Origin of the sequence: Halomonas sp. 3A7M (assembly GCF_014897875.1) — a bacterium.
Lineage (GTDB): Bacteria > Pseudomonadota > Gammaproteobacteria > Pseudomonadales > Halomonadaceae > Vreelandella.
The window spans coordinates 1-12151 of record NZ_JABUZD010000014.1 but is presented as its reverse complement, the minus strand read 5'-3'; the positions used below and the strand labels follow the sequence as shown (position 1 = coordinate 12151).

Below are 12151 nucleotides of genomic sequence, written 5' to 3'. Positions count from 1 at the left end.
TCCTACATACATTATGCACGAAAACTTTCGGTTAGGCACTTAGCAGCAACATTATTACCTGCTGGATACTCCGCTATTTTAAATGCCACAACGCCTTTAACGGGTGCCATGATTGGCTTATTTATCTTTGGCGAGCGTTTATCGTTAAGAAAATGGATAGGTGTCACATTAGGTATTATCGGTATTACGGTCATTACTACGGTGGGTGATTCAAATATCGTCGGCAATATATACATCGGCGTGGCCGCTTGCATCATAGCCACTATTGGTTACGGCTTTGCGGGGTTTCTCACCCAAAAGTGGATAACCCAACAGGGCGGCCTAGATTCAACGCTGGTAGCGTTTGGCAGTCAAATAGGCGCGACCGCCTTTCTCAGCCCCTTTTTGATCTGGAATATTTCATATGGCCCTAGCATTAACTGGCTTCAAGGTGATGTATGGATCAGTCTGCTAGCCGTCGGCTTTTTATGCACCTCTCTCGCTTATATCCTCTATTTTAGATTGATCGCCGACATCGGGCCTTTACGGTCGCTCACCGTCACCTTCTTAGTACCACCCTTCGCTGTGCTATGGGGCTTTTTAGTGCTTGATGAAACGATTTCCAGCGGGTTCTTATCAGGGTCTGCCGTCATTTTATTGTCCGTCTGGTTAATCCTTGGTCCTGATTCCAAAAAAACAGCCTAACGCATTTGATCGATATCGCTGACGGCGCTTCTCACGACACGGCGTTGAAAGCGACGGCACAACCCACGCCACCAGAACATACCGCCAGCACACTACCCGCGTTATACTGACGTTTTAGCCATAGCGGAGGAAGACCATGCGTCGGCGCCATTTTTTACACCTCTCTGGTGCGCTGCTTACCAGCGTTTTGCTAGCGGCCTGCGCTAGCCCTCAGTACCTACAGCTAAGCCCAGAGCGCAGCGCCAGCGTGCCGCAGACAGGCTCTGGCCAACAAGTCACCGTGATAACTGCTGATGCCAGAGAAAGTGAAGTGATTGGAACACGCTCAGGTGGCAGTATGTCGACCGCGCAGATTACCGTGAGCAGTCATGAGCTCATTCCGCAGCTGCAAGCCGAAGCAGAACGCGCTGTGCGCGATATGGGGTTCACTCCTACTCGCGATGCTGCCCAAGGCCGCCCGAGCATTACTCTTGAACTCGCTGGCCTTAACTATGCCAAAGGTGAAAGCGGCCAACCGCTGATCGACGAAGCGCGTATTGAGGGAGTTTTCCGAGCGATTGCCCAGAACAAAGGCACGACGTATACCGGCACTTACACCTCGCGACGCACCCAAGGCTATGCCATCAAGCCCAGCGAAGATGCCAATGCACGCATGCTAAACGATTTGTTAAGTGATGGTTTAAATCGTGCGTTTAGTGACCCAGAGTTGGGCCGCTTACTCGCTCGCTAAACCGTTTTATCCTGATAGCTTATTCTGAGAACATCTGCCCGCTTTGCGGGCAGATTTATACGTGCGGGCCACGACGCTCCAGCACCCAAATGCTTTCGCTGCGGCCCCGTTCATCAGCCTCTCTATTCTCAACCAATTCAACGCGGAAGTTGGGCATAAACAAATGCTCAATTTCGCCGTTGGGCACACTGTAAGGTGGGCCTGCATTGTCTTCATCGTGGGTTAACCCCACTAATAACCCTTTAGCACCAGGCGGCACTAACTGAGCAAGGTGGAAGGCATAGCGCTCTCGAGTAGCCGGAGGCAGTGCAATTAATGAAGCGCGGTCATAAAATGCGCCCACTTCCGCCGCCTGCTTGATGTGCAAGTGGAAAAAGTCACCGCACCACACTTCAACGCTACCCTGGCGTGAGACATTAAAACCTGCCTGGGTATAGCGCGATACACTCGCATTGCGCTGGGCCAGAAACTGCTCGATTGCTTCAGGAGCCAACTCAATGCCCAGCACGGGGTGCCCTGCATCTGCTAGCCAACGCATATCCAGGCTTTTTCCGCATAACGGCACAAGTACTTTGGCCCCAGGCGTCACATTAAGCGTAGGCCAGTACTGGACAAGCGCCGGGTGTGTATCGGACAAATGAAAGCCAATACGTCCCTCTTGCCAACGTTGGCGCCAGGGGTTTTCCATTGCGGCCACCTCGTGCTCGAAATTTACACAAAACGTTTGTTTTTTACGTCGCTTTAAAACCAGCGGTCTCTCTTTTTACGACGACGCGGTAAATGGGGGACAATCAGCCCGACTAATAACCCAGCGCCGGCAACCCCACCGCCGTACATGAAATAGCGCATTAGCAGATCTTCTTCCTGGGTGTCTAGACGCGCCTGTAAGGCACGCACCTGCTGGCGAGACTGCTCTGCTTCACTATCAAGCTCGTGGTTACGCGCTTCTAACTCGACAATCCGCTTTTCACGAATATCAAGTGTTTCCGTCATAGAAGAAATGCGCTGCTCCCAAGTATCGTTAATGCCATCCAATTCTTGGGTAAGCTCATCGACTTGGGCTTGTAGTACGGGTAGCTGTTGACGGGCACTCGGGTCTTGCTGTAGCTCGCTACTGAGCACCCACACCGTATCGCCGCTACTACTACGTACGCGGGTATAATCACCGCTTGTTTCAAGCGCCTCGACCTGCTCACCTGCATTTAACGTTCCCACAATACGATAACCATCGGTGGGGCCACTACGCACATACGTGCTTAACTCATCGCTTACCCAAGCTTGGTTATCAGACTGGGCAAATGCAGGAGCTCCTCCGATACTCAACAACACGCCAACGGCAGTGGCGTAACAACTACTACGAAGTTTATTTACTTGCATGACGTCATGTCCTGATTGTAAAAACGCGCGAGGCAGACGAAGCCGTCGCGCGTATCGCTCAAAGCGGTGCGCTTGTCTAGGCGCTTACCCTTCTCCACGAGGCGGCAATGGAAAGGGACGAGGAAACTCTGCGACGCGGGCATCGCTTTTAACTGCTTTCAAAGGGCCTTCACGTTCTACTTCGTCAATACGCACAATGGCGTTAAGCGGCAGATAACTGCGCTTAACACCTTCAAAGGTACGCTGTAGCTTTTCCGCCCCTGGATCAACAACAACCCGCGACGCATCGTCAAAGACAAACTCCTCGACTTCAATAAAGCCCCAGAGTTCGCTTTGAAAGATTTCTCTGACGTATAAATCCCATATTTCACCCTGCTGGTGAACCACCACACGGTAGATCGGCTTGGCCGCCATCTTGGCCTATTCCTCTTGCCACTTGAACATAATGTTAAGGAGCCTAGCCTAACATACTCAGGGGTTTGCTCTTTAGTATGCCACCCTCAAAAGCGCTTATTTTTGGCTACTTTCACCTTCAGTGGCTGCTAATTAGCCGACGGAAGGCCCTATCGTGTATGGTGAAGTAAGTGGTATGGCAACTTTATTCACTCACCCACAGGAGTCACCGTCATGCAAAAGGATACCAATAAGGGCTATATCGCCCTACTAGGTTGGAGCCTCAATGCGATCGAAGCGGCTGAGAATTTTGACCGCCGCTACATCGTGGTTGCACCCGACTGGGCCGAGGAGTACTGCCAGAAACATGATATTCCCTACGTTCCATGGAATTTTGAGCGTCTCAATGATCGCTCCATCGAAATTGCTGAAACGCTGAAAGAAAAAGGCGTCGACGTCGCTATTCCGCTTTATGAGGAAACCGTTGAGTGGGCTGGCGCTATTAACTCTGTGCTACTCGACAATCCACGTATTTACGGGCAATCGCTGTTGCTTCGCGACAAAGCATTGATGAAGCGTCGCGCCCAGCTTGGCGGCATCCGTGTGGGTATTTTCGAAGAAGCCCACGATAAAGATGACGTAGTACGCTTTCTTAAACGCGTTAATCAGACGCTACTCAAGCTGGATGGCGACCCCAACGACCCTATCCACCTGAAGGCGTTCGATAAGGCTGGCTGTCTTGGCCACCGCGTTATTCGCACACCGGATGAAGTCGATACTATCCCCGACGAAGAGTTCCCTGTGCTGATGGAGTCTCACTTAGACGGCTGGGAATTCGCCGTAGAAGCGTGGATTCACGATGGCAAGATCGCTTTCCTGAATATTTCAGAGTACGTCACACTTGGCTACTCAGTATTTGTGCCTGCGTCTCCAGAGCTTGAAAAATACCGCGAGCAGATTACGGCACAAATCGAAAAGCTGATCAAAGCGTTTGATATTGAATTCGGTCTCATTCATCCCGAGTACTTTGTCACCAGCGACGGTGAAATGTACTTTGGCGAAGTCGCTTACCGCCCACCTGGCTTTAAAGTCTTCGAACTTCTCGAGCGGGTTTACGGATTTAACGCCTATCAGGCGTCTATGCTGGTATTCGATCCTAAAAGCACAAAAGAAGAAGTCGCTGCCTTCTTTCCCAAAGAGGTGGTGGACGCAGATGGGTTCGCGGGCTGCTTTGGCGTTTATCCCCGCCGCCGGGTTGTTAGCCGCCTAGAGATTCCTGAAGAAACAGAGGATCATCCCTATTTTGAATCCCACGAGCTGACATCACCGGTTGAAGAAACCGTCACTAAACGTACGGCGTTTGGTACCCACTGGGGCTTGGTCTACTTTAAAGGCGAAGACGCACACACACTGCGTGATCTGCTTAAACGCCAAGAAGACCTCGACTTCTATGTATAATCCCTGCCTCGGCTGGGATAAGGAGTCAATGTGACGATCAATCAAGAGGCATCTTCAACTGAAGATGGCAAGCTCAATGGATTGCTGAGCAAATTTGATGATGCGGTGCGCCTGCTTTCGCAGGCGCCTGCTTTTTCTAAACCGGCGAAACTGCCCCGCGTAATGGATACTGCGCGCCGAATCTTGATGCAGGAGGGTGGCTGCGCTGCCCTCGAAGCACGCGCGGCGGATTTTGAATCCGCCGGTGTGTTTGCAGGCTCAGACTGGGAAACCCCACAGTTCCTAGTACCTACTCTCACTACGTTCTCTCTGAAAAGCCCTGACGCCAATGTGGTCGTTATTGAGGCGCTGAGTGAGCTGCGACTTTTAGCAGTCGCCAAAGGTGATTACTTACATGCTCTGGTATCCCAAGAGCATGCACACCACTATTTAACCCAAGTAATGGCCATCAATCTGTGGCTGTTATTTAACGCACCTAGCGAAGCCGAACGGGAAACCCAGGGTCGATTAGCGACGATTCCCCGGCAACTGTTTCAACACCTAGCCGACCGAATTGGCTACGAACACGTTATTGATCAGCTAATTGATGAAATATGGCGCATTTTAAAACAGCGCCCTATACAGGTTGATCCCATAAAACAGATGATCACCCAAATTGCGCTGTGCCAAGTTAATCCAGCCATTGATTTGGGAGCAAGTGGTCAAGGGGCTGACAGGCTGGTTAGTTCACTTTTCGGGCCGACCCAAGCTTGTCGTGAAGACCCCGGCGTTGAGCTATACCGTGAACGACTGGAGCGTATGGATAACGCGGCTTTGCAAGCGGAATCCACAGGCTTCGCCCGTGCGATGCATGACACAGGGCTGGTGTCGCCCTATCACACGATACTGATGCGCTATTTACTCGAAGAGGGCGACCACCTTCTATCAGAGGCACTGGGTCTCTCGTCGACGGGGCGTGACTGCCTACTCTGCTATCGCGAGCTAGTGCATGCACTAATTCGCGGTGGTGTTTATCCCGCCACAGCCCAAGCGGTGTATGGCTTGGCACTGCTACTGGAGCGGGGCATTCTCTATCAACCCCCGGTTGCCCCAGCGATGTGGCGGCAGCTAAATCTAAAGCTTTCAGAGTGGTCAGAAGCACGCTTGAACCTTGCTTATGGTGAAGATGCATCACCCCGCGCACGTTTAATTGAAGGTGTGCTTTGCATGTTAGGACTGCCGCTGGGTGTAGGACAGGGCAACAACCCTACCTGCCAGTCAGCGAGAGCGCTTTCTATGTGGGCTTATAACGACCCTGACTATCTACTGCAAATGGTGGCTTGGGCTGCGCGTGATGATGAAATCATTATGCATTTCGAGGGTCAGCCAATCTCTTCAATGGAGAGCGCCTCAGGCGTTGCCTCCGAGCTTCCGATGGACCTCGACCCAGCCTCGTTGATCGTTGTCCCCCATCTTGACCGTATTTACGCTGAGATGGGCAGGCGCTGCATTGGCCGCGAAGGCGATCCCCACCGCTGGGTTAACCCAGAATTTCACGGATGGTGGTCAGGTCGGGGCTTTAGCATCAACGTTGATGTTGCCTCCGGCCAACTTAGCGGCGTAGATAGTTTTATTCGTCACTTCTACGCCAGCTATCACCCTTACTACAATGGCAACCAACCGCTAATTCATCCTCAGCCTGCTGGCATTGCCGTCACTGACAGTGCTGCCCGGTTTATTGGTTGGCATGCAATTACCATTTTGCGCGCCTCACTAGATCCCAACGATGTGATGAGGATCTATTTTTACAACCCCAATAACGACAGCGGCCAAGATTGGGGAGACGGCGTTAAAGTTAGCACCTCAGGTAACGGAGAACGCTTTGGCGAAGCCTCGCTCCCCTTCGCACAGTTCACGTCTCGATTATATATTTACCACTTTGATCCGTTGGAGCGTGGCGAGTTAGCCACAGTAACGGAAGAAGAACTTGAATCTGTAAAAGGCTATCTGCATCGCAGCTGGGGAGCTAGCCGCTTATCCCCCACCGAACTGCAGGCAGACAAAGGGCCACATACTCCGTAGCGAGACTCGCTAGCAGCGTTTAATAACCGCCATATTGACGACAATGACTCAACTAACACGATTAGACCAATTATTGGTCAGCCAAGGGCTGGCCAGTTCACGTACACGCGCGCAGCGATTAATTCGCAACGGTCGCGTGTTTCTTCAAGATGGCACGCCACTCGTAAAACCATCCGAAAAATGGCCGCTGGATACTCCACTTCATATTGATGAAGACCCTGAGGAACGTTACGTTTCCCGGGCAGGATTAAAATTAGAGGGCGTTCTTAACGCTCTAGACATGCGCCTGGAAGGGAGCATCGTGTTAGACGTTGGCCAATCAACGGGAGGTTTTACCGATTGCTCACTTCAATTTGGCGCCCGACATGTTATCGGTGTTGAAGTCGGGCATACCCAGCTAGCCGAGTGCTTACGTGATGACCCGAGAGTCACGTGTCTTGAAGGCTTAAATGCTCGTCACATGGCATCATCGACAGCCCTTCAACACGCCGTGGCTAAACACCCTATCGATATAGCCGTGATGGACGTTTCGTTCATCTCGCAAACCCTGATTTTGCCTGAGATCGCCGCCCTTCTTCCCACTGGGGGGCAACTACTCTCATTAGTAAAGCCACAGTTTGAGTTAGCACCAGGCGCACTGGATAAGCGTGGCATCGTGCGTAACGCTAGCCACTATGCAGAGGTAGAGAAAAAGATACGTGATGCCTGTACAGAGTGCGGCTTAGTCATTAGCCACTGGCAGGAAAGCCCGATTACCGGTGGTGACGGTAATCGGGAGTTTTTACTGTTCGCCACCAAACATGAAGAACAAAGCGTTTAAAAACCAGTACTTAAACACAACCCCCCCCCCTGATGCTAACCTAGTCATTAGCTTAGGTTATCAGGAGGTAGCCGGTTAGCTGACTGCACTTTAACTGACTCGCCTCGGTCGCGGTGCAGCCACACGTCCATCTGCTCGAAGGCCACCCTAACGCCCGCTTCACGGAACAGCTCGTCGATCCGGCAGTTAACTTCGTCAGCAGCAAACAAGCGGTCAAGCAAATCGTTAACGAAAATGCGCAGCTCAAAATTCAGGCTGTGCGGCCCGTAGTTCAGGCAGAAAACCTGAGGTTCTGGGTCTTCTAACACTCGTTCATTTTCGTCGGCAGCCTGGCGCAGCAATGTATGCACTAAAGGCAGATCAGACCCATGAGCAACACCGTAAGTCAGCACCACGCGGGTCACGTTATCCGAAAGTGACCAGTTAATGAGCTGGTCCGTCACAAACGTTTTGTTCGGAATGATAATTTCTTTTCGGTCAAAGTCGGTCACGGTAGTCGCCCGGATGCGAATCCGACTGACCGTGCCATGTAGATTACCCAGCGTGATGGTGTCACCAATGCGAATTGGGCGCTCAAACAGAATGATCAAACCAGAAATAAAGTTGGCAAATATTTCCTGAAGACCAAAGCCTAAGCCCACGCTCAGCGCCGCCACCAGCCACTGCAATTTATTCCAAGAAACGCCCAGCGTGGCCAATGCCATCACTACGCCAGTACCAACAATGGTATAAGAAAGCAGCGAGCTAATGGCATAAGCACTACCCTGCTTTAAGGACAAGCGTGAAAGCACCATTACTTCCAACAAGCCAGGCAAGTTACGCGCCATAATGAACGTGATGGCAATCACAAGTAGCGAGGTAAACACATCGGAAATCGATAGTGCGTCTCCGACCAAATCCCCCTCTTCCGCATCCCATATTGAAACTTGGTCTAAATAACTCAGTACCGCCAGCAGGTCTGACCACACCAGATACAGCAGGGCACTGAAGCCAATCAACAAAATCAACTTTGATAGGCGTAACGACTGAGAGTTAATTTTCTCCATATCCAAAGGTGGCTCTTCAACGACCTCCAGCCCACCTTCTGCGCCCTCTTGTACTTGAGCACGACGTCTAGCGAGCGCACGCCGGTAAGCTAGCCGCCGTGCTGCAACGGCTAAACTACGTACGACCGTGGCCTCAACGACGACCCACAAGCCCAACAGGTAAAGGGTGATTGCAAAGCGAGCAACTAGCCGCAACGCCGTATACTCATATCCCCACACCACAAGTCCAAGGAGTACTAGCGGCACTGAAGCCATCGCTAGACCTAACACCAACCGGAAGAGTCGCACTCCGAAAAATGGCACATGGGCCAGGATTAATAGTGCCAACCACCAGCTCATTGCCACCAGGCCCGCGGCAAACAGCCCTATCGCCACTGGGCGCAACGCCAGCGGTGTTTCCATTTGCCCAGAGAGCGCGGCAATAACAACCACGGGCGCTAACGCCAGTCCGAAACCACCCAGCAGCTTACGCAACCGCGCTGTATAAGCAGGTGCCCAGGTGAAATGGCGCTCAGCAACCCCATCATGAACGAGTAGCCGGCGGCCCCAAGCCACGACAGCCCAGCTAAGCGCCAGTTGTAGTAGCGCTGGCGAAACACTGCTTGCCAGTGCACCTTCAGCCTCACTTAGGCCTATGCCAATACCTGCCAACCCCAACGGCCCTGGCAACGCAAGCAGAGCGTTTAGCAGCACCGCCTTGGTGGTATGCAGCTGAGTATCACTTTTCAGTCGACCAATTTGTGAGTGAATGAGCGCAAGCCGTGCTTTAATTCGCCGACGCAGCCCAACCAGAACCACGCCAAGCAAAATAAACGGCGCGCCAATCAGCATTTTCCAAGAAAAACCTTTCCACTGAGAGGGCAAAACCGCCCGCCACTCGCCTTCTCGCCACTCCAGTTGAAGGTTGTGGGGAATTTGTCGTAACCAATTGAAATCTAGAGGACGGCTATTAGCTACCCAGAATAGCTGTTCATCAATGGTCGCCCGTAAATCGCGCGTCGTCTCTAATAGCTGTTGTTGATTAAGTTGAAGCTCAATAGCGGCACTCAGCAGGCTTCCGTAAGATTGCTCAAGCTGCTCTACCAATTCACGGCGCGACTGATAAAGGCGTGTTAGGGAGTCCACCAATCCAGGCGTGACGTCAACCCCTGCTTCCTGCAAGCGCTGGGTCGCTAAGCGATCGCTTTGGCGCAACTGATCACGCTGCCGAATCAAATCAAACTGTTTGAGACGCAAATCAGCAATTTCATCTTGTAAATCACGCCTTGGCGCGACTAACGGTAACGACTGGCGCTGTTCTCGAAGAATACGCGACAACAATTGGCTACCACGAATAGCATCAATTTGTTCGTTCAGGCTACGCTGAAGTTGCCGTACATGATCTAACTGACGCTGGGCTTCAATATTCTCACGTATAATGCCATTCGCTCTATCCGTTGTTCGCAACAGTTCAAGGCTCAGTGCTTGGTTCGCTTGCTGAGCATTGAGCACCACAGGGTGCCCTTCAGCGATCAGTGGATCATTCTTTGCGGCGTCAGCAATTGCCTGCTCAGATTGTAGCCGCCGCTGACGATCAATGACGCCTTGCAACAAATTAAGCTGCTGCTCCTGCTGGTCTATTTGCAGCTCAATGAGTTCCCGGCGCTCCTGGGCCAACTCTCGTAGCCGACTGTTGGCACTTAGTTCACGCTGGTTAAGGTTTACTTCCTGCTCTGCAAGGGCTCGCTCAATGCGCCACTGAATTAACTGTGCATCGTGGCGTGCCGATAGTTGCCGATCACCCAGCAAGGCTTCTCGCTCATCAGACTGACGGCGTAAACTTTCAGTGCGCTGTAACGCATCTGAAATTGCTTGCTGAGCGCGCTCAGGCAGTGCTTGCGCGGCCAATAGCTGAGAGTTAACTTCGGCTAACTGGCTTTGAAGCCGCTGAAGCTCCACGACGGCCTCTGCTTGCTGCGCTTCCAGCTGATTCAGTGGCATATCACTAAGGTTATCCACTGAGAACTGTCGGCTTTGTTCCTCCGCTTCGTTCAGCTCACGCTCTAGACGAAGCAATATTTCGGGCGCTTGGACAACCCGTTGCTCTAACGCCTCAATGCGCTCTTCAACTGCGTGCAGGCGCTCATAGCCTTGTAGCGCAGCCGTCAACGCTTCTTTGACCTGAGTTTGCTCGGTGGTTAGCTCGCTTTCTTGCGACTCAAGCTCGGCTAATCGCTCAGATAGCTGCTCCTCAGAGGGGACCTGATCAAGCAACGCAGCCTGCGCGTATACGGCACCAGCAGTCGTAAACAATAGATAAATAAAGCAGAGCTTGAGGAGTGCCTTCAGTGCATTTTTGACCACGTTAGATATGCCTCATCGACATGGATACTACTCCAATCAGGAAGATCGCCATTGTCAGGCGTTCTGGCTTCTTACGCAATCTAACGCGTTTGACGAACGGGAGGAGTTGACTTACGCGATGGGCGTGTATAGAAGAGTCTCTGATAACTGCCTTTTATTTATTTGCGAGCCATTTTGATGGTCATTCGAAAACTGCTGTTAACTAGTTTAATTGTTTTGCTAGGCACTGAAAGTGCCATTGCAGAGACCCGCGAGGAAATTGAGGCTCGTATACGCGCACTCAACAGCGAACTTTATCAGTTGCGTCAGCAGCTGCAACAGGTTGAAGATCCGGCAGGAAGCGAATCCACGCCCGCTCCGCAGTTGCTTCCAGAAGAGATGGCGCTTGAGGATCTCAGTGAACGCCGCCAATTTGAGCAGGAGTCGTCACGTAATCCGTTTGCGATTACGACTCACCGAACTAATTATCTTTTCCCTATTAGCTATAGCACCAACCAGAACAGCGAAAACTTTCGTAGCATTTCCGCAGACTCTCCACCTAACGACGTCGAAGTGAAATTTCAGTTTAGCGCTAAATTCAACCTCGCAGAGGATGTGTTTGGCGACATTGGCGATGTCTATTTTGCCTACACCCAGCGTAGCTGGTGGCAGGCCTATAATACCGATGCTTCTTCCCCCTTCCGGGAAACTAACTATGAACCTGAAATTTTTATTGATTTTGATAACGCCTGGAGCGCATTAGGCTGGGTAAATACGCGCAATCGTCTCTCCTTCATTCATCAGTCTAACGGCCGTTCAGACCCGCTTTCACGCAGTTGGAACAGAGTTTATCTGGAAAGCACGTTCCAACGTGGTGACTGGGCACTATCACTCGCCCCTCATTGGCGCGTACCTGAGTCCAGCGGCGACGATGACAACCCAGACATAGAACGCTATGTCGGTTATGGCGATATCCGCCTGGCAAAACGACTCAATGGTAACCACGAGGTCGCGGGGCAACTGCGTGGCAACCCAAGCGCGGGTAACTATGGCACTCAAATAGACTACAGCTGGCCTGCATTTAACAATGTGCGTGCCCATCTACAGTACTACTACGGCTACGGAGAGAGCATGATTGACTACAACAATCGCGTGCATCGTCTCAGCATCGGCTTTAGCTTAAATCCCCTGTTCAGTACGTCAGGGCTGAACCGATGTAAGCGTTCATTCCAGGACGTAGTTGACTTACTTCACGTTGCG

The 12151-nt window shown here is 51.8% G+C and carries 10 protein-coding genes; 6 read left to right on the top strand and 4 right to left on the bottom strand.

From position 1 onward, the window contains the following. Both INT19_RS00780 and INT19_RS00775 read left to right on the top strand, forming a co-directional pair. Window positions 1–684 (top strand): DMT family transporter (locus tag INT19_RS00780; protein WP_226924409.1); only part of this gene is annotated, 684 nt, incomplete at its 5' end. 136 nt (window positions 685–820) lie between these two features. Further along, window positions 821–1414, top strand: a complete 594-nt coding sequence (locus tag INT19_RS00775; RefSeq protein ID WP_089038625.1) for a YajG family lipoprotein — start codon at window positions 821–823, stop codon at window positions 1412–1414. Window positions 1415–1469: 55 nt separating this feature from the next. Here INT19_RS00775 and INT19_RS00770 read toward each other — a convergent pair whose 3' ends face one another. The 3 genes from INT19_RS00770 to INT19_RS00760 form a co-directional block, all read right to left on the bottom strand. After that, window positions 1470–2102, bottom strand: coding sequence for a thiopurine S-methyltransferase (locus INT19_RS00770; protein WP_089038626.1), 633 nt, complete (start codon window positions 2100–2102; stop codon window positions 1470–1472). Between the two features lie 53 nt (window positions 2103–2155). Beyond that, on the bottom strand, window positions 2156–2791 hold the full coding sequence (locus INT19_RS00765) for a TIGR04211 family SH3 domain-containing protein (protein ID WP_193059333.1): 636 nt from the start codon (window positions 2789–2791) through the stop codon (window positions 2156–2158). A gap of 84 nt (window positions 2792–2875) precedes the next feature. Then, window positions 2876–3205 carry a DUF1820 family protein gene (locus INT19_RS00760; RefSeq protein WP_009100748.1) on the bottom strand — a complete coding sequence of 110 codons (330 nt, stop codon included), beginning with the start codon at window positions 3203–3205 and terminating at the stop codon, window positions 2876–2878. Between the two features lie 213 nt (window positions 3206–3418). On the opposite strand from INT19_RS00760, the gene INT19_RS00755 reads away from it, so the two are divergent. The 3 genes from INT19_RS00755 to INT19_RS00745 are packed head-to-tail and all read left to right on the top strand — an operon-like array spanning window position 3419 to window position 7523. Beyond that, window positions 3419–4642, top strand: a complete 1224-nt coding sequence (locus INT19_RS00755) for an ATP-grasp domain-containing protein (protein ID WP_089038628.1) — start codon at window positions 3419–3421, stop codon at window positions 4640–4642. Between the two features lie 30 nt (window positions 4643–4672). Beyond that, window positions 4673–6703, top strand: coding sequence for a hypothetical protein (locus tag INT19_RS00750; RefSeq protein ID WP_193059332.1), 2031 nt, complete (start codon window positions 4673–4675; stop codon window positions 6701–6703). Between the two features lie 43 nt (window positions 6704–6746). After that, window positions 6747–7523: a TlyA family RNA methyltransferase gene (locus INT19_RS00745; protein WP_193059331.1), complete on the top strand. Its 777-nt coding sequence runs from the start codon at window positions 6747–6749 to the stop codon at window positions 7521–7523. A 47-nt stretch (window positions 7524–7570) separates the two neighbouring features. On the opposite strand, the gene mscK is transcribed toward INT19_RS00745, so the two are convergent. Continuing rightward, a complete protein-coding gene (gene mscK / locus INT19_RS00740; RefSeq protein ID WP_193059330.1) occupies window positions 7571–10912 on the bottom strand; it encodes a mechanosensitive channel MscK in 3342 nt (1113 codons plus the stop codon). Window positions 10913–11089: 177 nt separating this feature from the next. Between mscK and INT19_RS00735 the strand changes: the two genes are divergently transcribed. Continuing rightward, window positions 11090–12151 (top strand): phospholipase A (locus INT19_RS00735; protein ID WP_226924407.1); only part of this gene is annotated, 1062 nt, incomplete at its 3' end.